Consider the following 22,624-nt stretch of genomic DNA (forward strand, 5'->3'; position numbering starts at 1 on the left):
TCTTATAAAAAAGAATAAGGCCATAGCTATTATATTGGGAATAATATTAGTGGTTGTAGCTTTCTTAGGTAATATAGTTAACTTACTTATAAATATACAATGGTTTAATGAAGTTAAGTATTTATCAGTATATTTTACTAAATTAACATGGATATTAAAATTAATGGTGCCCACATTTGTAGTGAGTTATATTGCAATATGGACATATTACAAATATTTTAAAAGTAGTATTGTAAGATGGAAAAATGTGATTGAAGTGAATAAAAACAAACAAAAGTTGGAACATAAAATTAGTATTTTAATAAATATTATAATTTCTTTTATAATATCCATAAGTTTTGCCTCAAATTATTGGTATAAAATACTCCAATTTGTAAATGCTACAAGATTCAATGAAGTGGACCCATTATTTAAAAAAGACATTTCCTTTTATATTTTCAAACTTCCATTAATTGAATCATTATATCGAACATTTATAACATTTCTAGTATTGCTTGTAATTATTACGGTAATAACATATCTTATCCTAATTACAAAGGATCATTTATTAAATTCAAATAAAGGAGATAAGTTCTCCAAGTTTAAAAGTTTTAAAAGTGGAATAACTAAATTTGAAGGAAGACAATTGGCCATAGTATCCTCACTAATACTACTTCTAGTATCTTTGGGATATTTAATAAAATCCTGGAATTTAGTATACTCATCAAGAGGAATAGTTTTTGGAGCAAGCTATACAGATGTACATGTAACATTAAGGTTTTATCAAATAATAGCAGTATCATCTTTTATTGCAGCAATAATTACTTTTATAAGCATTATAACATATAAATCAAAACCAATGATTATATCTATTATTATAATTGTTGTACTAATTTTCGGAGAAAATATAGCATCAACTTCAGTTCAAAAATTTGAAGTTCAGTCAAATGAAAAAACCGTAGAAAAACCATATATTCAATATAATATAGATAGTACAAGAAAAGCTTTTAATCTTGCTAATATACAAGAAATTCCCTTTGAAATAAATAATGATATAACTAAAGAGGATATTGATTTAAATAAAGATACCATAGATAATATAAAAATAAACTCTTTTAAACCAGCATTAGAATTTTATAATCAATTTCAATATATGAGATTTTACTATGGCTTTAATGATTTAGATATTGACAGATATAATATCAATGGAAAGTACACTCAGGTCTTTATTGCACCAAGAGAAATTGAGTTAGAGTCATTAAAAGACAACTCAAATACCTGGCAAAATAGACATCTAGTTTACACTCATGGTTATGGTGTAGTTATGAGTAAAGTAAATTCCGTAACAAGTGAAGGTCAACCAGATTTCATAATTAATAATATACCACTAGAGAACAAAACAAGTGTAAAATTAGATGATCCTAGAATATATTATGGTGAAAGCACCAATGATTATAGTATAGTTAATACAAAAATTGGAGAATTAGATTACCCTAAGGGCGAAGAAAACCAGATGAATAGCTACGGAGGAAATGCTGGTATAAAGATGAGCCTAGCAAATAGAATTTTATTTGCAATAAATAAAAAAAGCACTAAGTTTTTATTATCTAATGATATAACTTCTAATAGTAAGATATTAATCAATAGAAATATAGTTGAAAGAGTAAGTAAAATTGCTCCATTTTTAACATTTGATAGTGATCCATACATTGTAATAAATGATGGGAAATTATTCTGGATTATTGATGCATATACAACTTCAAATAAGTATCCGTTTTCACAGCCAGTGAAGGGTGTGAATTATATTAGAAACTCAATTAAAGTTGTTATTGATGCAGTAGATGGAACCCCTAAATTTTATATAGTTGATAAAAATGATCCTATAGCAAATAGTTATTTAAAGATATACCCAGAACTATTTATGAATTCAGAGTCAATTCCCAGTGGCATAAAAGGACATTTTAGGTATCCAGAAGACATATATAATTTACAATGTAATGTACTTGAAAAATACCACGTAACAGATCCAGGAGTATTTTATAGTGGGGATGATGCTTGGTCTATATCAACGAATCAAGAAAAAATTGAAGGAAAAAAAGAGGTAAGTGAAGCTTCTTACTTAATAATGAAATTGCCAAAGGAAATCAAGGAAGAAATGGTTTTACTTGAATACTTTAACACTAAAGGGCGAGACAATATGGTAGCCTTACTTGGAGCGAGGATGGATGCAGATAATTATGGAAAAATGGTTTTATATAAATTTCCACCAAAGCAGACAGTATATAGCCCAGTACTATTTAAACAAAAGATGAATCAAGATACAATAATATCCAAAGAATTATCACTTTGGAATACACAAGGCTCAGAAGTTCAATTTGGAGAAACCACAATTATACCAATTAAAAATTCATTGCTTTATGTAGAACCTATGTATTTAAGAGCTAAAGGGGAAAAAAGTATACCAGAGATGAAAAAGATTGTAGTGTCCTATGGTGATAAAATTATTTTAGCTGACAATATAGAGTCAGCACTCCAGCAGATATTTAACTATACAGATAAAAATAATACATCAAAATCTGAAGATAATCCAAATATAAATGCAATGACACTTGAAAATATAAGAATTGCTAAAGATTTATATAACAAGGCGTTGGAAGCACAAAAGAATGGAAATTGGGTCGAATATGGAACCTTTATAAAGCAGTTGGGTGATATATTAGATAAAATAAGTAAGTAAAATATATCAAGATTTATTTACCATAATGGAGCTATATTAAATAAATCATGAGTTTTTCACATGATTTATATTACACTATACCAGCATAAAATGATAACTTAGGGCATATATACTTATATGTCCTTATTTTTATGGTATAATTTCATTTACTTTATGTACAAATGTATATAATGCAATAAATATTGTATAAAACAAAGGAATTTGAAATAAAATGTCGAATAACATTACATATAAGAGAAAATGGTAGTATGAGGGATATGAGGGGTATATTATGAAATATATAAATAATAATTTGTATAGGGATGGTAAAAATTCATTATGTATAGGTACTGATGTTTTAAATATCAATAATTTACCTAAGATAATTAAAAAATATATTTCAGATGCTCTTCTAAATGGAGAAAAAATTATATTTTTTACAGATGACATTTTTTATAAAGATATTGAAAAAAATTTTAGTAGCCAGGAACAATTCATAAGGCATAATATAAATACGGGTAATTTTAAAATAAAAACATACAATATTACTGCCTTTGATTATGACTATAAGGAATTTTTAGACATTATCGATATTATTTCTGTTGTTAAACAAAACTTGAGAATAATATGGGATTTTAAAAATGTAATTAAAAGAGTTGGCAAATTAGAAGCTGTAATTAAGTGCGTTGAAAAAATAATAGAATGCTCAAAAGACAATGTTTCTAATATGGTTTACATTGATAATAGTGCCCATAACTTTAATAGATTAAATAGATTTAGTAATTTGTTTGGAAAACTAATTATCATAGATAGAAATAGAGAAATGGAATTTAGAAATAAAGATGAAATAGAAAAAGCAATATGGATGCTTCAGTCTAATTCACAATTAAAATATCAGAATAAAAATTTAGTTTTATTTAATGATGTTTTTTCAAATATTCCTAAAAGTACAGATGAGAATGAATTTAAGAAAATTATAATGAGTAAAATTAAGGATGTATGTGATGTAGATTTTTGTATTTTGCACAGTTCTCTTAAAGAACAAGAAAATATAATAGCTATGGATAGTTATTATGGCATAACGAAAAAGCATAAGTACTACTTAATTAACGATGCAGAAATAATTCAGTATCTTAATAAATTCAATGAAATTGTATTAAATAGTAATGTAGATATATTATTGAATGTAAGTGAAATAGTTGACTCAAAATTAGTAGATAAATTCAAATTAATAGGTATAGTAAGTTATATGGCTATTGCTGTAGAGTATTACGATGTAGCAAAAGGGGTAATATGGATAGGTAGATATGAAAATAATAGAGAATTATCTAAAAACAACATAGAGCACTTAAGATCAATATGTAAAACAGCATTTTATTTGATTCAGGAGCAAAAAAGATTTTCCGATATGCAGAATAGACTAATACAAAACGAAAAACTGAAAGCTATGGGTGAAATGGCTGCAGGAATAACTCATGATATTAATAACATACTTACACCAATTTTAGGTTCTGTTCAACTTTTAAAGGATACAATTCAGGAAAAGGAAAATTTCAAGCTACTTAGTGTTATTGAAATTTGTGCCTATGATGGAATGAATATAACTAACAAGGTTAAAAGATTAACTAAAAAATACAATGATGACGATATTCAAACCTTTAGTATAGATGGCGCAATCTCGGACGCCATAGATTTGACTAAAAGCAAGTGGTTAACAGAAAGTGTTTTTAAAGGGATAAAAATAAACATAATTAAATCATTAAAATCTAATGAAAAAGTACAAGGAAATATAACAGAAATAAGAGAGGTATTTATAAACATAATAGCAAATGCCATAGATGCTATGCCTAGTGGTGGTAAAATAGAGGTTATTACAAAGAATAAAGCAAGTAAGGTTATAGTGGAAATAAGAGATAATGGAATTGGAATGAGTAGTGATATTCAAAAGAGAATATTTGAACCTTTCTTCACAACCAAAGGTAATAATGGTTCAGGGCTTGGACTGAGTATTTCTTATAATATAATACTTTCACATAAAGGTAGCATGAAAATTGAAAGTGAAGAAAATGTAGGAACCTCTTTTTTTGTTAAATTACCTATATGTGAAAATATAGTTAAAAGTTATGAGGAAGTTTCAAAGAATGTAATTGATTTTAAAGGAAATGTTCTTGTTATTGATGATCAAGAGCAAATAAGAAATGTTGTTTCTAGTATGATAAAGTCAATAGCAAAATGTAAAATAAAAACCTGTGGATGTGACAATTTAGATTCAGAGTTAAAAAGGAGAAAATATGATATAATTGTTTGTGATTTCACTATGCCGAGTATTAATGGATTACAAGTTGCACAAAAAGTTAAAGAAATAAGTAAGAGTACATATTTTTGCCTTATGACAGGTTGGGTGGGATCTTTTGAGGGTCAAGAAATGAATAATGTGGATTTTGTTTTAAATAAACCTATAAATAAAGATAGTTTAAAGCAAATGTTTTTCGATTATAATACAAACTATTAATGTTTTTTACACATATAGTGCCTCTTGTTATAAAAAAGGGTATAATAATAATGTAAAGAAATAAAGTTTTGTTTTATGTTGGAGGATTACGATGGATTATGATGTACTTATTTTGGGTGGAGGTATAATAGGCTGCGCTGTGGCTTATGAAATCTCAAAATACAATCTTAACATAGCAGTAATTGAAAAAGACTATGATATTGCTGATGATGTAGCATTAATAAACACTGCTATGATATATGATGGCGTTGAAAGTGAAGATACTATAACTTCAAAGCTTGAGCGAATGGGAAATAAAATGATGGATACTATAACCGCAAAATTTAATGTTCCTTTTAAAAGATGTGGTTCCCTAATAATTGCTCAAACTGATGAAGAGGTTTCAATGATTGAAAAAACATATAAAAGGGCAATAGACAGGGGTACCAAAGATGTATTAATTTTAGAATCTAAATATATATATGAAATGGAACCAAATTTAAACGTTCATATAAAAAAAGGACTATATTCTAAAAATACAGGTGTGGTTTGCCCATTTGACTTAGCGCTGGCTTATGGTGAGGTAGCATTTGATAATGGTGTTAAATTTAAATTAGAAGAAGAAGTAATAGACATTCAAGAGATATCAAAAGGATTTAGAGTTGTTACTAATAAAAATAAATTTACTTGCAAAATGGTAATAAATACAACTTCTTCAGAGAATTATAGTATAGTAAATGAAAAAAAACCCGATGTAAATGATAATAAAGGAATATTAAAATATATACTTTTAGATAACAATGAAAAACAAAGATTTTCGCATGCTTTATTTATGTTTAATGCTAAGGGTGAGCGTATCTACACACTTCCAACTATGGAGGGAGATACTGTTGCTGCTATTAGCACAAAAGAGGATGTTAGTTATACTGAAGTAGTAGATAGGGTATCTAAAATAACTAGTGGTGTAGATAACATGGATGTTAAAATGTTTTTGGATTGGCCTTTTTATGATGAACCCATGGTAATCGATGATAGTGGTATCGATAATGGACTTATTCAAATTAAGGGAAAACACTATGGTCAAATTACAATGACACCTGCTATAGCAAATATTGTATGTGAGAGTGTAGTGAGTAAGATGCAATGTAAGCTTAAAAAGGATTTTAATGATAAAAGAAGAGAATCCTATAAATTTAGGGAAATGGCTGATGAAGAAAGAGAAAGTATTATCAAGGTAGATAAAAAATATGGTAAAATAATATGTGCTTGCGAAAAAGTAACTGAAGGGGAAATAGTAGATGCTATACGGAGACCTCTTGGTGCAAGAACAGTAGAAGGAGTTAAGAGAAGAACTGGTGCTGCCTTTGGTAATTGTCAAGGAGCGCATTGTCTAAATAAAATTGTTTCTATTTTAGCAAGAGAAACCAATAAAAAAATGACGGAAATAGTTAAGGACTCAAAAAATTCTAATATTGTACTATGTAGAATAAAAGAATTTGATAGTATGTAGGAGATGAGTTTGTTTGATAGATGAAAATGCTTCCGATTTAAATGAAAATTATGCAGTATTAACAACCTTGGTTAGAGTAAAAGGTTCTGATTTATGTAATGTAGCTCCAGTAAAAAGTAGCAAGCCTATTGATAAGAAGTTATGGATTGAATGTTCGAAAGCTTTAAGCAGAATACACGTAGGTCCACCTTTGAAAATAGGAGATGTAGTATGTAAGAATATACTTAATACTGGGGTTGATATTATCTGCACAAAAAATATTGAATTAAATAATATTGAAGTAGATAACTAATAAAGATAATTTCACAATGGAGTGGGAGTCTTTCGTCCCTTTTTCATAGGGATGATGACTCTCTTTTTATATTCAAAAACAATTAAAAATCACAATTAAGATGTGAATATCAAATAAACAATAATAAGGAGGAATATTTATGTTAGATTTAAAAAGAATAAGAAATAATCCAGAAGAGATAAAAGCATTAATGGCAGATAGAGGGGAAAATTTTGATATATCAATAATTGATGAGGTTGTAGCTCTTGATAAAAGAAGAAGAGATATATTAATGGAGGTTGAAGAATTAAAAAACAGAAGAAATACTCAATCTGCACTCATACCAAAGCTTAAAAAAGATGGGCAAAATGTAGATGAAATCATGATTGAAATGAAAAAACTTTCAGATGAAATTAAAAATTTCGATGTTGAGCTATCTTTAGTGGATGAAAAAATTAAAAATATTATGCTACGAATTCCAAATATTCCAAATGAAAATGTACCAGAAGGTGATACAGAGGAAGATAATGTTGAAGTAAGAAGATGGGGACAGCCAAAAAACTTCGATTTTGAAACTAAAGCTCATTGGGATTTAGGAATAGACAATGATATTTTAGATTTCGAAAGAGGTGGAAAGATTACAGGTTCAAGATTCACAGTATATAAAGGCCAGGGAGCAAGACTTGAAAGAGCGCTAATAACTTACTTTTTAGATTGTCATGTAGATAAAAATGGATATACTGAAATATTACCTCCATATATGGTCAACAGACAAAGTATGATAGGAACGGGTCAATTACCTAAATTCGAAGAAGATGCCTTTAAAGTGGCTAATACGGACTATTTTTTAATACCTACAGCTGAGGTACCCGTTACAAACATCTATAGAGACGAAATATTAAATGGTCAAGATTTGCCTATAATGCATGTTGCTTATAGCGCATGTTTTAGGTCAGAAGCAGGCTCTGCAGGAAGAGATACTAGAGGACTTATAAGGCAACATCAATTTAATAAAGTAGAACTTCTTAAATTTACAAAGCCTGAGGATTCTTATGCAGAACTTGAAAAATTACTTGTAGATGCAGAGTCAGTATTACAAGGACTTGAGCTACCATATAGAATAGTTAAGATATGTAAAGGCGATTTAGGATTTACAGCCTCATTTAAATATGATATTGAAGTTTGGATGCCAAGTTATAACAAGTATGTTGAAATATCAAGCTGTAGTAACTTTGAGGACTACCAAGCTAGACGTGCAAATATAAGGTTCAAAGAGGATAAAAAAGATAAACCTAAGTATATACATACACTAAATGGATCAGGAGTAGCAATAGGAAGGGCCTTAGCTGCAGTACTTGAAAATTATCAAAATGCAGATGGATCAGTAACTATCCCAGAATCATTAGTTAAATATATGGGTGGAAAAACTATTATTTCAAAATAAATAATTAAGTAAATATATAGATTATTGTAAGTATAATTAAATAACTTCAATATTTAAAACTTAATCATCTTTCAAGAAATAACCAGTTTATTGTTTGGAAGATGATTAAGTTTTTTATTAATTATAAAACAAAAAACTTAATCATTTTATATTTTAATCTGAAATTGTATAAAACAAAGCAGAATTGCATAAAACAAACCACAATTATGTTGACAGAGAATATTTATGCTGATATAATAAAACTTGTCGCAAAGGTATGGAGGAATGGTCGAGTTGGTTTAAGGCACCAGTCTTGAAAACTGGCGTACGTGTGAGCGTACCGTGGGTTCGAACCCCACTTCCTCCTCCATTTTTTTATAATCACATGGTATAATCATATAAAATAAGGCCATGGAGAAATACTCAAGTGGCTGAAGAGGCGCCCCTGCTAAGGGTGTAGACCGGGTAACCGGTGCGAGGGTTCAAATCCCTCTTTCTCCGCCAGAGACATCTAACATTTGTTAGGTGTTTTTTTATTTTTTTAGTTATAAAATCAATAAAAATTAACAAATAAAAAAACAATAAAAATTAACAAATACATTGACAGGATATGTTTATGCTGATATAATAAAACTTGTCGTGGACATGGAGGAATGGTCGAGTTGGTTTAAGGCACCAGTCTTGAAAACTGGCGTACGTGTGAGCGTACCGTGGGTTCGAACCCCACTTCCTCCTCCACTTTTTTTTTTATAATCACATAATATAATCACATAAAATAAGGACATGGAGAAATACTCAAGTGGCTGAAGAGGCGCCCCTGCTAAGGGTGTAGACCGGGTAACCGGTGCGAGGGTTCAAATCCCTCTTTCTCCGCCAGAAACATCTAACATTTGTTAGGTGTTTTTTTTTACTTTTAAATAATTATCCTATTAAATTACAAAACGAATTCACAAATTATTGAATTAATGCTAAAAAAAAGGTATAATTATAGTATTAAAACTATATTATAATAATATTAACGTAATAGATAAGGAGAATATATGCTAAAAGGTAATAAAGTGTTACTCAGAAGTGTTGAAAGGCGAGATTTAAATATATTTTATGATATTTGGTGTGATGAAGAGGTTAGAAAGCTTGACGGTAATTTTGTATTACCTCCATCTAAAGAGGATATATTAAATAATTTTAATAAGTTTGTTAATATTGATAAAAAGTATATCAGCATTGTGAATGAAAAAGGAGTAGTTGTAGGTTATATAACTTATAAAGAAATTAGTGGATGCAAGAATGTGTATGTATTAGGTATAGTTATAGGTCAAAACTTTTGGAATAGAGGATATGGACAAGACTCAATAAAGGTATTGCTTAAATATTTATTCATGGATATGGCTGCACATAGAATAGAATTAGAAGTATTAGATTTTAATTTAAGAGCAATTCAGTGTTATAAAAAATGTGGTTTTATTGAAGAAGGAAAGAAAAGAAAGACTTGCTTTTCCTATGGAGATTATAGGGATATAATTATTATGGGAATTCTTAGAGATGAATTTATAAGTGGTAGCTTAAAATAAATCTTTACTCTTAATGTATAATGTGTTAGTATTGTAATGATGTTTATCCTATGCGTTGGTAGCTCAGTTGGATAGAGTAGCTGGCTACGAACCAGTTGGTCGCAGGTTCGACTCCTGTCCGACGCACCAAATAGTAAGGTTCTCATAGTAATATGAGGACTTTTTTTATTGGAAATAACACAACCGTAACACAACCCAGAGGGGAAACTATAAATTAATACAACAAATAACATGATAAAAAGTGAAGAAAAAGAAAATAGCCCTTTCAGGCTATAATGCAAATAAATCATTTAATTTGTCTACCGCTTTTATTTTTTCACTAGGCATTACATGAGTATAAATATCGGCAGTTATTTTAATATCAGAATGACCCAGTAAAATGGATACAGTTTTCAGTGGTACTTCCCTTTCAAATAGCCTTGTAGCAAAGGTATGCCTAAGACAGTGAAATTTTTTATGTTCTATTCCAGCACGTTTAAGAATCCTTTCATAACTTCTTTTTAAACTTCTTTCATCAGTAGGCTCTCCAATTTCATTTGGAAATACTAGATCATTATTCACATACAAGTCTTTAGCTTCTAACCTCTCTTTATAATGCATCATCATATGCTTTTTAAGTTCCTTGATTAAATTTGAGGGGATAGGTACTGTTCTAGCACTGTATTCTGTTTTAGGAAGCTGTTCAATAATTTTAGTTTTAGAACCTTCAACCTTTGTGCCTGATTTTAAATCTATTATAGCAACTTTTTTTAATGTTCTTCTTACTGTAAGCTCCATTCTTACCAAGTCAATATTAGCCCATTTAAGCCCCAGTAACTCTCCCAATCTTAAACCAGTACCAAGACCAAGTAAAAATACTACTCTTTGCCTATGCCCTTGTATAGCTTCTATGAATTTCAATTGTTCATCAAGTGTAAGTATTTGAATCTCACTTTTAGGTGCTATCTTTGGTAGAATTACATGGTTACAAGGATTTAAGAAAATATATTGTTCAGTAGTTGCCTGTGTTAAGGCAGCTTTAATTACTTTGTTCAAAGTTTTAATTGTATCTGGTGTTTTATTATTATCTCTTGTAAGTAAATTATAATATGACTGTAAATTATAAGCCTTTAAATCTTTTAGTTTAACCATTCCTATTTGAGTATTTTTAATATAGTTCCTGTATAATCCCTCATATTTACTTAGCGTAGAAGGTCTGATTTCATTAACCTTATATTCAAATAACCATGTTTTAAACCACTGCTGGAGAGTTAATTTCTCATCTGTACACAATGTGCCAATATTTAATTTTTGTTGGTACTCATCAGCCTTTTTCAATGTTTCTAGTTTAGTTTTTCCATAAAACTGTTTTCTTATAAGTTTCCCAGCATCATCTCGGCCTAGAGTGAATGTGCTAGAATGTGTGACATATCTAGGTCATATTTGTATAAATACATTAAACTTATAGAAGAAAGTCTTAAGTAATGGATAGACACGAACTGTTATCTAAGAAGTATATGGAGCTACAGAGCAATGAATGTAAATCAGCCTTCTCTTTTCTTATGTGGTGATCTTGGTCAATAGAGATAGTAGCAGTTGGTGGTGTTTTTGGTTTATATCGTTCAATATATTGTTTCAACGTATTTTATAGGAGTAATTTTTAGAATGAAAGGCTTTAAAAGAAAAAAACCTGCAGTAGAAGGGGTAAAGGTGAATTCTGTAGAAATAAAGTAAAGAGTAAGGGGTGAAAAACCTATCTCCAAAAAAATATTTATATTAAATGTCACAAGCATTAGAATTTGTGGCGTTTTCATTTACTACAAGCTAGGAAAAAAATGTGCAAGACCTACATCCTTGAATATAGGTTTTGCATATGAAATTAATAATTATTATAAATTTTTATAATTTTATACAAGACCATTATATTTATCTGAATCATATTTTAATAATAACTGTGTCAAATGCTCAGCATGGCCCTTCTCTTCATTAATTATCGAATATATTGCATACCTGACATCAGGATATGGAATGATAGCTAACATTTGTTCATAGAGAATTACAGCTTCAAATTCGCCTTTTATATCTTCTCTTATATTATTTAGTATAACCTGTTTATTGTAGTTAGGTGTAAATACTTGCATTGGTGATTTCGGACCTGATTTATCGGCTATATGTTCTTTATAACTTTTATATTGATTAGGGTCATATTTACGAAGCAATGTAAGCATCATGCCGTAGTGTTTTTTTTCATCTCCCATAATACTGTTCCAAGCTGCATTTATGTCTTCCATGTTTGAATTTGCAATGTGTTCGGCGTAACCATTTATGGCAATAATTTCAGCTATTAATATTTCCCTTAATTTATTTGTATCAAGTTTGGCAAAACCCTGTGGCTGGCCGTATCTGTTCGTGTAGCTCATTCTTATACCTCCAATATTTAATATTTTCGGCGTACTCAAATTAGTAGCCATAATATATTATTCCTCAAGGTTTAAATTGGTTCATTTTAATTAGAGAAACTAGAAAGTGTGCTCATTTAAGTGTGTATTCTGCACATAAAAGAAAATCTAATGAAATTTCTGATGAATTGATTAAAGAAGTGGATGAATTGCTTAATAATAGGAATAATAATAGGCGTGATGATAGGTTAGAAGATGATAGATTTAATAATAGGTGTAATAGGTGCCATAATGTTGACCCTAATAATGATTGGTGTCCTGGTTGTTCTAATCAAAGCTTTTGCAATAGCTTTAATGATGATGATGATGATGATGATGATGATTTTGACGGTCGTAATAGGTGTAATAGTTGCTCTAGACGTAATAGATGTGACCGTTGTAATAGATTTAGGTAGACAAGCAATTAATTTTCGATGAAAAAAAATAATTCGAAGTAATATAAAATTAAATAATACAAAACTCAACTATATAATTGAAAATTTCTTTTTTCATATTTAACACCTACCATTATAAGTATATTATTTTTCCTCAATTTAAGTAGCAAGCTCAATAATATAGTCCCCATCCTTATTCTAAGCTCGACTACTTTCAGTATACTGCAAATTTTAGCATTTTATATTTATTTCGCTTATAATATATATTTTATTTTTATTCACGATTTAACTGAGACCCCTTCACTTTTTTTATTTCAGCAAGGCATTCATGATAATTATAATAATTTAAAACTTACGCTATCATTAGCAAAAATAAAGTAATAATGTAATGTTATACCAAAATGTAAAATAATATGGTAATATATAATTGGAAATAATAATTTGCAATAGTAGTACAAATTTTTTGGAAGAGAGGATAAGTAGTATGGATAAGAGTAAAGGTAGACGAGCTATAATAATGGTATATTTTTCAATTGCTTTTTTATCGTTATTTATAATAGTGTTTAGTATTTATAGTTTGAATAAAGTATATAAAGAGTCTCGTTTTATAATTGAAAAAATACTTCCAATAAAGACACTTTCAACGGGTATTTTAACATCACTAATTTACCAGGAAACGGGAATTAGAGGTTATATTATCACAGAAAACAAAAGAAATTTAAGATCCTATTATTTGGGAATTAAACAAATAAAAGAATACCACAATTCTCTGGATAATTTACATGATACATCATTAGACGTTGTAGCTAGTGATAAACTTAGTAATCAGATGGGAGAAATTGAAAATTTTTTTGAGCAACAAATATTATTAGTCAATAATGGCAAATCACAAGAGGCAAAATTGAACATTAATAAAGGTGAAAATTTAATGGAAGAATTTAGTATAGCTGATAATAATTTAGTTTCTATAATTGACTTAGAGATAAATGATATACATAAAAAAGCGGTAAATACTCAAATAATTCACAAATACCTGTTGATTTTTATAGGTACTTTACTTGTTTTGGTTAATTTTATATTTATTAAATATATATCATATTATATGAATGAAGAAATTAATAAAAAAAATGAGTTGAATAAAGAATTACAAAAATTACTTGTTTCAGAAGACGAGTTTATTGCAAATATTTCACATGAACTTAAAACTCCATTAAATGTAATTTTCTCATCTGCACAGTTGTTTGAAATGTATTGCTATAATGGTTCATTGGACGACCGAAGGGAAAAAATTATCAAATACATTGATTCAATGAAACTAAATTCCTATAGGTTATCCAAACTTATAAATAATATAGTTGATTCATCAAAAATTAAAGCAGGTTTCTTTGAATTGCACTTGTCAAATAATAACATAACGGAGATTATAGAGGGAATAGTAATGTCAGTTATTGACTATAGTGATAGTAAAGGTTTAAATATTATTTTTGATACTGATATAGAAGAGAAAATAATTGGTTGTGACCCAGAAAAGATAGAGAGAATAGTATTAAATCTTATATCCAATGCAATTAAATTTTCAGATAAAGGTACAGAAATATGTGTTAATATTCAAGATAAAAATGAATTTGTTGAAATATCAGTTAGAGATAATGGAGTAGGCATTGATAGTAATCATAAAGATATGATTTTTGATAGATTTAAGCAGGTAAATAAATCTTTATCAAGAAATGCGGAAGGTACAGGTATAGGTTTAAGTTTAGTTAAGTCGATAGTAGAATTACATGGTGGAAAGATATTTGTTGAAAGTGAACTTGGTAAAGGGAGTAAATTTACTTTTACTCTTCCTTCCATAAAAGTAATGGAGGAAAGTACGTTACTTAATAGTAATTTGAAAAATAAAAACGAACGTATACAGTTGGAATTCTCTGATATTTATTCGTAATATTCGTAAATTACTATTGAAAACTTATACTATTATAAATTAACAGAATATTCTATAAGTGATAGTGAATTATATATTGATTTCTATTGTTATGATACATCCATCCCGAATTTTGGTATTTCCTAGTGGCTTTCTGATTTGTTTGATTTTAGGTATTCGAGGTGTTTTTTATTAAAAGGGAACATTTATGTGTTTATATAGAATTGTTTTATAAATTAATAAACATATGTTTGTGAAAGTGACTTCAAACAAACATATTGGTATTATAAAGAAAAGAAGTTGAGGGAGCATATAACATGAATATAGCTTATGTTAGAATATCAACCGTAGAGCAGAATGAAAGCATACAACTAGAAGGACTAAAAAAGTATGATATAGATAATTGGTTTAGTGAAAAGGTCAGTGCTAAAGATACAAACAGACCAGAGTTAAAAAGAATGATAGAGTTTGCTAGAAAAGACGATACAATATATATTCATAGCCTTGATAGGTTAGCCACGAGTACAAAGGACTTATCGGGTATAGTTGAGCAGCTACAAACAAAAGGTATACACCTAGTAAGCGGTAAAGAGAATATAGATACTAATACTGAAGCAGGTAAGTCAATGTTAACTATGATAGGGGTTTATTAATACATTTGAACGTGAGAACATGTTAGAAAGGCAACGTGAGGGTATTGCAATAGCAAAGAAATGTGCTATTTGTGGAGAGAAAATTGGTTTTTCATCAGGAAAGTTTATTTCAGAAAAATATGTGTGTAATACCTGTTATGAGTTAAATGAGAAAAAGAAGTTGAGCGAGCCACAAGAAGAGTATAATGATAGTGAATTAGTTATGGGTAAAGGGTTAAGTTACATGGCTGACGCATTTAAAAATGATAAGATCTTCAATTCGTCAATAAACAAAAAATAACAAAGTCTGAATATTTGGAGAAGTTTTCTTATGATATTTATAGATAAAGGAAACTAAAAAAAACTTGTAGAATATAACTATATAAATATAAAGTTTTTCTAAAGGATGTAGTTTTACAGGTAAAGAATTATATGACAGCATGAATTACTTTTATACTTCACAAACATATGAGTTAATTAGTGAGGGGGAGAATTATTTATGATCATATTAATTACAGGAGCTAATGGTCAGCTAGGTAGAGAATTAGCTAAGCAATATCATAAGAAAAAAGGCATTGATTTAATACTTACGGACGTATCAGATTTAGATATAACAAATGTAAATAGAGTAAATAGTTTTGTAAATGAAAACAAACCAGATGTAATTATCAACTGTGCTGCACTGACAGATGTGGAAAAGTGTGAGACAGAAATAGAAATGGCATATAAGATAAATACAATAGGACCTAAAAACCTAGCATCAGCTGCAAATCAAATCGGAGCTGAAATTATTCAAGTATCAACAGACTATGTTTTTGCAGGTAATGTTAATAAACCACTGACAGAGTTTGATGAAGTAAATCCACAATCCATTTATGGAAAAACAAAGCTTCAGGGAGAAATATTTGTTAAGAACCTTAATCCTAAGCATTATATAGTTAGAACTGCATGGCTTTACGGAGATGGAGATAATTTTGTAAAAAACATGTTAAATCTAAGCAAAACTAATAAAATATTAAAAGTAGTTAATGACCAAAAGGGCACACCTACAAGTACAGTTGATTTAAGTAAAGTTATAATAAAACTGGTAGAAGATAAGAATTATGGACTTTTTCATTGTACTTGCAAGGGAGAATGCACATGGTATGAATTCACTAAAGAAATATTTAGGCTTAAAGGTATTACTACAGAAGTTTCTCGTTGCAACACCAATGAATTTCCAAGGCCAGCAAAAAGACCTGAGTATTCAGTGCTTAGGAATTATATGTTAGAATTAACCACTGGGGATATAACTAGGAACTGGAAGGAAGCAATTGGCGAATATTTAAAATAAATTATTTTATGCACTAACTGTTGGTGTAACTACCGAGGTGTAGAAGAATTAAGGTGTACAAGAATAAATGCAAGTACCTCAATGTTTTGGGTACTTGCTATTTTTTTGATCTTAATTTCCACTATCTATTGAAGCGGCATACCTTCTGATAATTACATCTCTAATTCTAATCCATATGCTGGAATCGGTGAAAAGGAGTGATTGTATCCTTCATCAACTAACATCGTCCAATATAGGTCCTCGCGAAGGGCGCGTATTATTGAGTTATTTGCTGGGTAACAATATGATGGTGGGATTTCGTTTTCTCTAATCTTTATCCATTCACCTGTTACTATGTAGCGGTTTATCTTTGCGGCACAACTCTCATGATTTAACATTTTCGAATCAGTATCATATGCTATATTTACAATACAGAAAGCGACTCCGTTGTCCATAAATTTATCCCCGATTTTTAATTCATGCCCAGGTACCTCGACTGTTTTTCTTGTGTTATTATTAACCTTCGGATTATTTATATTTGCTTTCATGTTATTTTTCCGCCTTCCGATTAAATGTTTTTTTTTATTATTATGCTCTTACAGTTATATACTTGTCAATGTAAATTTCTGATATATAGATAAAATATATACTTAATTAAGAGATGTGTATATGGAATTGCATTCTATTTGTGAAAAGTGGGTTATGATTGCACTAAACAAGAACCTTGAAAACACTAAGTTTTCAAGGTTCTTGTTTGGTAATTTTAAGTACCTGATAGCTATTACAAATAAAGGCTTTACTGTTCAATATAGATAATTAAAAATAAAATATATAATTCTATTATAAAATGTGGAATTTTTTAGATACCACAAGCATATGATATCTTATAGCGTACGATTGGAGTATGCGATAGTTAATAGTCATTTTCCTTAAGAAAGTGGCTATTTTTTTAGTTTTTTGTAAAGATATATTATAGTATCTTTTAATTAAGAAGGTCAGACCCTGAAGCTGACCTTTTCATTTCTTACTCTATATAAGTTTTTGATTAAATATATTAGTTAAATTTAAATTTTCTACTTTTTGCTTAATCTCATCTGTATCCAAAATATAAAGTCCCAGTTCCTGCATTCTTTTAAAATACTCTGCTCCTGCAAAGGTATATCTGTTTCTTCTTCCTTCTGTAGTTTTAATTTTCTCATTCCCATAGGCAATTATGTCTCCAGCGGCTAGTGACCTTGGTAAAATCAAAAGAGGTAATCCTAGATAGTGTTTTACTGCATTGTGTCCTGCCAAAGACCCTGTTATCATAGCTTCTGTATGGCCTATAAATAGACCGGATTTCTCACCACCGCAGAACAAATTATCGAGTCCTATAACCTTCATACTATCTTCTCTTGGAGCTATGGATACATATCTTATGGAGTTTCCAATTCCACCAGCATATGGGTCTACATATTTTGCGATTTCAAAGCCTTTAATTCTTCTTAATTTTTCTAATGGATAATATGGAGACATTAACTTAACATCACCTGTATCTATTAAAATTATATTTTCGGCGAACTCTTTTATGGCATACTGCTGACATACCTTTTGTTTAAGCTTATCTAAATTAACATCCTCTTCTGGAACTTTTATAAGAGCAACCCCTGCTTCATCCAGTTGTTTAATGAGATCACTAGCTAAAGAACCTTTGGCTAATTTACAAGAACCGCTAAAGGCCCCATACACGCCTTCTTCTCGTTCTCCTTTTAAGTCTTCAATACCTGCTTTGCTACTAATGCTTACTCTTCCCCCAAAAGCTGGGCATCTCAAAACACACATTGCGCACCCATTTCCATATTTTACGCAGTTATTCATTGGTCCCGCTGAACCTGTAGTTTCTATAAATACATCCGCTTCAACATACTGCTTATCTGATAGGTATATTCCTTTTATTTTATTGCCTTCTTTTTTAACATCTACTACTCGCGTTATCATATTTACTTCTATATCCATAGCTTTTAAATATTTTCCAACTGCTGGTTCAATCTTGTTTACATCGCAAAGCCAGGCATTTTTATGACCGGGAAAATTTATATTTTTATGTTTACTATTCTCATCAGTCAAATGTATAAAATCTCCTGACCCTAGCGCTATCAGCTCTTCTGACGCAGTGTACCTACCATTATTTCTCATTATACCACCTACATTACCAAGCCCCAAAAGCATATCTGTCTTTTCATATAAGGATACCTCAGCACCAGCTTTTTTTGCTGTGATTGCTGCGCTACAACCAGACCATCCGCCACCAATTACTATAACCTTCAAAATATTAGCCCCCTTAACTTAGAATCATTATTTGTTCTTGTGCAACATTTGCATACCATTTATAAGCACAGGTATGATAGTTATACAGCCTATACTTATTGTTAAAATTGTAAGTTTGATATTATTAATTTTATGTATGCTTTTTAATTCTATTGCAAAAGTTATAGTATTATTCCTCTTATCATCATCCGTTATTGGTATAGACCTCAGCACACAGATTCTACTGATTTTAAGGTGTACTATATAAGAAACCCAGTAACTATAATGGTTACTGGGTTTCTTTATTTTCTTTCCTGTCTATTGCCACATTAGCAACATCACTAGTCATATTGGATAACTTATACATAATAGACATCTCGGTGTTTGAAACCCCACTACTGCTTTTATTAGCATCTAATTCATTTATTGAATTTTTTGCTTTCCCTAACTTATTTTTATCCATAGTATTCTCCCTTCAAATACGAAAATTACACTACATATATGGAGTGCATTATATAGTTTACCCATTTTTTCAGAAAGTACAATTGGATAACTTACCTAATAATATAGGGAGATACCACATATAAAATTGGACAATTCTTGTTCCTTATTAATAATAGCAAGTGTTACCATATGGAATAAAGCCCACTGCGTTAACCAACTGGAGCTCATTTCCAAGTGACCATGCAGTGCTATTCTTTACTCTAGCTACTGGGCTTTTATTCGTTTCAAAAAAACTTGGCCTATTAGCATTTATTTATACAACTATATTTATTGCTTTTCCAAGGATATATTTAGGTTTTCATTACCCTACTGATATTATTTGTGGTGCTTTAATTGGAATAGCTATTGGTTTAATAGCAAACCAAAGTTTTGTATGTAATAAAATCTCTAAGCCGATTTTAAAATGGTCAGAAAAAGCGCCAAGTCTTTTTTATGCACTATTTTTTCTGATAACTTATCAAATTTCAGATTTATTTAATAGTACAAGACTATTCCTTCATTTTTGTATGGAAGTGTTAGAACATATTATATAAACTATAAGTAGTAATAATAGTTAAATCCTGAAGTTAGAGCAATCTAGCTTCAGGACTTATTTTTAAATGATTTACACATCAAAATGTAAATATATAGAGTGGTAAATTACTTAGAAATAAATTACTTAGAAGTAAATTAATTTATGAATCTGCTCTTAATATATTAAGATCCTTGCCCTGCATTATTTTATTCATAGTTCTCATGGAGCACATTTTACCACACATGGTGCAGCTATGTTCATGCTCTGGCGTGGATTCTTTTCTATAGCGCCTAGCTTTTTCAGGATCAATAGCAAGCTCAAACATTCTGTCCCAATTAAGGTTTTGCCTTGCAGTGCTCATTTCATTATCCCAATCGCGGCTACCGGTCACATTTTTACCTATATCCCCAGCATGAGCTGCAATCTTTGCAGCAATAATGCCTTCACGAACATCATCAAGATTTGGAAGCCTTATATGTTCTGCTGGCGTTACATAGCAAAGGAAATCAGCTCCATAGCTAGCAGCCAAGGCGCCTCCTATAGCACTGGTAATATGGTCATAACCTGGAGCAATATCCGTAACTAGGGGTCCTAAAATATAAAAAGGTGCACCATGACATAATTTCTTTGCAAGTAACACATTTGCCTGGATTTCATTTATTGCCATGTGACCGGGTCCTTCTATAATTATTTGTACATTTCTTTCCCAGGCCCTTGTGGTTAATTCACCAAGCACCATTAGTTCATGAATTTGACAAGCGTCCGTGGCATCATTAATGCAACCAGGTCTACAGGCATCCCCAAGGCTTATAGTTAAGTCATATTTTTCACATATATCTAATATGTCATCGAAGTATTCATAAAATGGATTTTCCTTTTGGTTTAATTCCATCCAAGCGTATAGAAGGGATCCTCCTCTTGATACTATATGAGTTATTCTCTTATTTCTTTTAAATACATTTGCAGTGTTAATATTTAAACCTGCATGAATTGTTACAAAGTCTACACCATCTTTTGCATGTTTCTCTACTACATCTATGAATTCTTTAGCCGTAATGTCCTGTAATTCTTTATCGTAAAAACCTAGGGCATCATATATTGGTACAGTACCTATCATAGCAGTAGAATCTGCAATAAGTCTTTGTCTAAACTCTTCTGTTTTCCCAAAGGAGCTTAAATCCATGATTGCTTCAGCTTTCATATCTATGGCTAACTGTACTTTTTTCATTTCCTCATCAATATCATAGCAATCCTTTGAAATACCTAGATTCACATTGATTTTTGTTTTTAAACCTTCTCCAACCCCTTCTGGATTTAATGCTTTATGATTTTTATTAGCGGGTAGTGCCACTACACCTCTTGCTATTTTTTCTCTTAAAACCTCTTCATCCATATTCTCTTTTTTTGCTACTATTTTCATCTCTTTTGTTATAATGCCTTTTTTAGCAGCATCCATTTGAGTTGTATACATCATTTAATAATCTCCTTTTCAGTTATATTTTTTCAAATAAAAAAAAGCAAGCTCATAAGGAGCTTGCAACAAAAAAACGTTGTAAAAAAACTCCCTACGTTGGAATTATCCAAATCAGGTAATGAGGGTCAGAGATAAAGTCTCTTTCTCAGCTCATAATACGAGCTCCCCTTGTTTAATTTATTTAATTATTATTTCGCCTTCATTATAGTTGTAAAACAATGTTATGTAAAGCTTTTTAAATTCTCACTTGTTTTTAAAGTGTATGGGTACATTATGAAAATTTAGAAACTTGTACTATACTTTGCCTTATAAATAATATTTAGGGAGGTTTTTTTATGGAAAGGTATGAACTTAATAAAAATTTGGCTCAAATGTTAAAAGGCGGAGTAATTATGGATGTGGTGAATGTGCAGCAGGCAATAATTGCAGAAAAAGCTGGGGCCTGTGCGGTAATGGCACTAGAAAGAGTGCCCTCAGATATTAGAAAGCAAGGCGGCGTAGCTAGGATGTCTGATCCTAGAATGATTAAAGAAATAAAGGCAGCAGTAAGTATTCCGGTAATGGCTAAAGGCAGGATAGGTCATTTTGTTGAAGCCCAAATTCTGCAGGAGATAGGGGTAGATTTTATAGATGAAAGCGAAGTTTTGACTCCAGCAGATGAGCAGTATCATATAAATAAATGGGAGTTTAAGGTTCCCTATGTTTGTGGAGCGAGAAATTTAGGTGAGGCACTAAGGAGAATTGGAGAAGGTGCCGCAATGATAAGAACAAAGGGTGAAGCAGGCACAGGAAATGTAGTAGAAGCTGTTAGGCACATGAGATGTATTATGGACGATATTAGAAAAGTAAAAAATGCTCCAAACGAAGAGCTAATGACCCTGGCTAAAGATATGGGAGCCCCAATTCATTTAATTGAATATGTATGGAAAAATGGTAAACTTCCTGTAGTGAATTTTGCTGCCGGTGGAATAGCAACGCCAGCCGATGCTGCCTTAATGATGCAACTTGGAGCAGAGGGAGTTTTTGTAGGATCTGGAATATTTAAAGCAGAAAACCCTGAAGTAAGAGCAAAAGCTATAGTCCTTGCAACTACCTATTACAATGACCCTAAGGTTATAGCAGAAGTTTCAGAAAACCTGGGCGAAGCAATGAGTGGCCTAGAATTAAGTGAAATTAAAGAGAGATATGCAGAAAGAGGATGGTAAGAA

20 protein-coding genes, 5 tRNA genes, 1 pseudogene and 1 riboswitch are annotated in these 22,624 nt (G+C 30.3%); of the genes and pseudogenes, 20 read left to right on the forward strand and 6 right to left on the reverse strand.

The window, feature by feature from the left end:
- The first annotated feature begins 4 nt into the window (after positions 1–4).
- From G9F72_RS00080 to G9F72_RS00130, 11 genes and pseudogenes are all read left to right on the forward strand, one after another.
- Positions 5–2,716, forward strand: a complete 2,712-nt coding sequence (locus G9F72_RS00080) for a UPF0182 family protein (protein ID WP_164959951.1) — start codon at positions 5–7, stop codon at positions 2,714–2,716.
- Between the two features lie 271 nt (positions 2,717–2,987).
- Positions 2,988–5,207: a hybrid sensor histidine kinase/response regulator gene (locus G9F72_RS00085; RefSeq protein ID WP_164959919.1), complete on the forward strand. Its 2,220-nt coding sequence runs from the start codon at positions 2,988–2,990 to the stop codon at positions 5,205–5,207.
- A 91-nt stretch (positions 5,208–5,298) separates the two neighbouring features.
- Complete coding sequence (locus G9F72_RS00090; RefSeq protein ID WP_164959920.1) at positions 5,299–6,696, forward strand: NAD(P)/FAD-dependent oxidoreductase; 1,398 nt, start codon at positions 5,299–5,301, stop codon at positions 6,694–6,696.
- 22 nt (positions 6,697–6,718) lie between these two features.
- Positions 6,719–6,988, forward strand: a pseudogene (locus G9F72_RS00095) (DUF1667 domain-containing protein); the annotation flags it as partial.
- Between the two features lie 139 nt (positions 6,989–7,127).
- Positions 7,128–8,411 carry a serine--tRNA ligase gene (gene serS, locus G9F72_RS00100; RefSeq protein ID WP_164959922.1) on the forward strand — a complete coding sequence of 428 codons (1,284 nt, stop codon included), beginning with the start codon at positions 7,128–7,130 and terminating at the stop codon, positions 8,409–8,411.
- A gap of 258 nt (positions 8,412–8,669) precedes the next feature.
- Positions 8,670–8,760, forward strand: a tRNA-Ser gene (locus G9F72_RS00105).
- Positions 8,761–8,803: 43 nt separating this feature from the next.
- Positions 8,804–8,894 (forward strand) — tRNA-Ser (locus tag G9F72_RS00110).
- Between the two features lie 143 nt (positions 8,895–9,037).
- A tRNA-Ser gene (locus tag G9F72_RS00115) sits at positions 9,038–9,128 on the forward strand.
- A gap of 47 nt (positions 9,129–9,175) precedes the next feature.
- A tRNA-Ser gene (locus G9F72_RS00120) sits at positions 9,176–9,266 on the forward strand.
- A gap of 164 nt (positions 9,267–9,430) precedes the next feature.
- Positions 9,431–9,961, forward strand: a complete 531-nt coding sequence (locus tag G9F72_RS00125; RefSeq protein WP_164959923.1) for a GNAT family N-acetyltransferase — start codon at positions 9,431–9,433, stop codon at positions 9,959–9,961.
- Positions 9,962–10,013: 52 nt separating this feature from the next.
- A tRNA-Arg gene (locus tag G9F72_RS00130) sits at positions 10,014–10,090 on the forward strand.
- 141 nt (positions 10,091–10,231) lie between these two features.
- On the opposite strand, the gene G9F72_RS00135 is transcribed toward G9F72_RS00130, so the two are convergent.
- Positions 10,232–11,278: a tyrosine-type recombinase/integrase gene (locus G9F72_RS00135; RefSeq protein ID WP_224675904.1), complete on the reverse strand. Its 1,047-nt coding sequence runs from the start codon at positions 11,276–11,278 to the stop codon at positions 10,232–10,234.
- Positions 11,279–11,548: 270 nt separating this feature from the next.
- Here G9F72_RS00135 and G9F72_RS26860 point away from each other — a divergent pair, with 270 nt between their 5' ends.
- On the forward strand, positions 11,549–11,674 hold the full coding sequence (locus G9F72_RS26860) for a hypothetical protein (protein WP_263486628.1): 126 nt from the start codon (positions 11,549–11,551) through the stop codon (positions 11,672–11,674).
- Positions 11,675–11,847: 173 nt separating this feature from the next.
- Here G9F72_RS26860 and G9F72_RS00140 read toward each other — a convergent pair whose 3' ends face one another.
- Positions 11,848–12,360: a ferritin family protein gene (locus G9F72_RS00140; RefSeq protein ID WP_164959924.1), complete on the reverse strand. Its 513-nt coding sequence runs from the start codon at positions 12,358–12,360 to the stop codon at positions 11,848–11,850.
- A 122-nt stretch (positions 12,361–12,482) separates the two neighbouring features.
- Here G9F72_RS00140 and G9F72_RS00145 point away from each other — a divergent pair, with 122 nt between their 5' ends.
- From G9F72_RS00145 to rfbD, 5 genes are all read left to right on the forward strand, one after another.
- Positions 12,483–12,794: a hypothetical protein gene (locus G9F72_RS00145; RefSeq protein ID WP_164959925.1), complete on the forward strand. Its 312-nt coding sequence runs from the start codon at positions 12,483–12,485 to the stop codon at positions 12,792–12,794.
- A gap of 463 nt (positions 12,795–13,257) precedes the next feature.
- Positions 13,258–14,715: an ATP-binding protein gene (locus tag G9F72_RS00150; protein ID WP_224675905.1), complete on the forward strand. Its 1,458-nt coding sequence runs from the start codon at positions 13,258–13,260 to the stop codon at positions 14,713–14,715.
- A gap of 296 nt (positions 14,716–15,011) precedes the next feature.
- Complete coding sequence (locus G9F72_RS00155) at positions 15,012–15,347, forward strand: recombinase family protein (protein ID WP_224675906.1); 336 nt, start codon at positions 15,012–15,014, stop codon at positions 15,345–15,347.
- Between the two features lie 19 nt (positions 15,348–15,366).
- The gene (locus G9F72_RS00160) at positions 15,367–15,627 is read left to right on the forward strand and encodes a DUF4428 domain-containing protein (protein ID WP_224675907.1); all 261 of its coding nucleotides are present in this window, start codon (positions 15,367–15,369) and stop codon (positions 15,625–15,627) included.
- A gap of 198 nt (positions 15,628–15,825) precedes the next feature.
- Positions 15,826–16,659, forward strand: a complete 834-nt coding sequence (gene rfbD, locus G9F72_RS00165) for a dTDP-4-dehydrorhamnose reductase (RefSeq protein ID WP_164959926.1) — start codon at positions 15,826–15,828, stop codon at positions 16,657–16,659.
- Positions 16,660–16,811: 152 nt separating this feature from the next.
- On the opposite strand, the gene G9F72_RS00170 is transcribed toward rfbD, so the two are convergent.
- Positions 16,812–17,093, reverse strand: a complete 282-nt coding sequence (locus tag G9F72_RS00170) for a hypothetical protein (RefSeq protein ID WP_164959927.1) — start codon at positions 17,091–17,093, stop codon at positions 16,812–16,814.
- A gap of 214 nt (positions 17,094–17,307) precedes the next feature.
- On the opposite strand from G9F72_RS00170, the gene G9F72_RS00175 reads away from it, so the two are divergent.
- Positions 17,308–17,454 carry a hypothetical protein gene (locus G9F72_RS00175; RefSeq protein WP_224675908.1) on the forward strand — a complete coding sequence of 49 codons (147 nt, stop codon included), beginning with the start codon at positions 17,308–17,310 and terminating at the stop codon, positions 17,452–17,454.
- 213 nt (positions 17,455–17,667) lie between these two features.
- On the opposite strand, the gene G9F72_RS00180 is transcribed toward G9F72_RS00175, so the two are convergent.
- Together G9F72_RS00180 and G9F72_RS00185 are read right to left on the reverse strand one after the other, a co-directional pair.
- The gene (locus G9F72_RS00180) at positions 17,668–18,945 is read right to left on the reverse strand and encodes an FAD-dependent oxidoreductase (protein WP_164959928.1); all 1,278 of its coding nucleotides are present in this window, start codon (positions 18,943–18,945) and stop codon (positions 17,668–17,670) included.
- Positions 18,946–19,213: 268 nt separating this feature from the next.
- On the reverse strand, positions 19,214–19,387 hold the full coding sequence (locus G9F72_RS00185; protein ID WP_164959929.1) for a hypothetical protein: 174 nt from the start codon (positions 19,385–19,387) through the stop codon (positions 19,214–19,216).
- A 160-nt stretch (positions 19,388–19,547) separates the two neighbouring features.
- Here G9F72_RS00185 and G9F72_RS00190 point away from each other — a divergent pair, with 160 nt between their 5' ends.
- Positions 19,548–19,961 carry a phosphatase PAP2 family protein gene (locus tag G9F72_RS00190; RefSeq protein WP_164959930.1) on the forward strand — a complete coding sequence of 138 codons (414 nt, stop codon included), beginning with the start codon at positions 19,548–19,550 and terminating at the stop codon, positions 19,959–19,961.
- A gap of 141 nt (positions 19,962–20,102) precedes the next feature.
- On the opposite strand, the gene thiC is transcribed toward G9F72_RS00190, so the two are convergent.
- Complete coding sequence (thiC, locus tag G9F72_RS00195) at positions 20,103–21,416, reverse strand: phosphomethylpyrimidine synthase ThiC (RefSeq protein ID WP_164959931.1); 1,314 nt, start codon at positions 21,414–21,416, stop codon at positions 20,103–20,105.
- Positions 21,417–21,486: 70 nt separating this feature from the next.
- Positions 21,487–21,595: riboswitch (TPP riboswitch) on the reverse strand.
- 156 nt (positions 21,596–21,751) lie between these two features.
- Here thiC and pdxS point away from each other — a divergent pair.
- A complete protein-coding gene (gene pdxS, locus G9F72_RS00200) occupies positions 21,752–22,621 on the forward strand; it encodes a pyridoxal 5'-phosphate synthase lyase subunit PdxS (protein ID WP_164959932.1) in 870 nt (289 codons plus the stop codon).
- The last annotated feature ends 3 nt before the right edge of the window (positions 22,622–22,624 follow it).

The organism is Clostridium estertheticum (assembly GCF_011065935.2).
In the GTDB taxonomy this organism is placed as follows: domain Bacteria; phylum Bacillota; class Clostridia; order Clostridiales; family Clostridiaceae; genus Clostridium_AD; species Clostridium_AD estertheticum_A.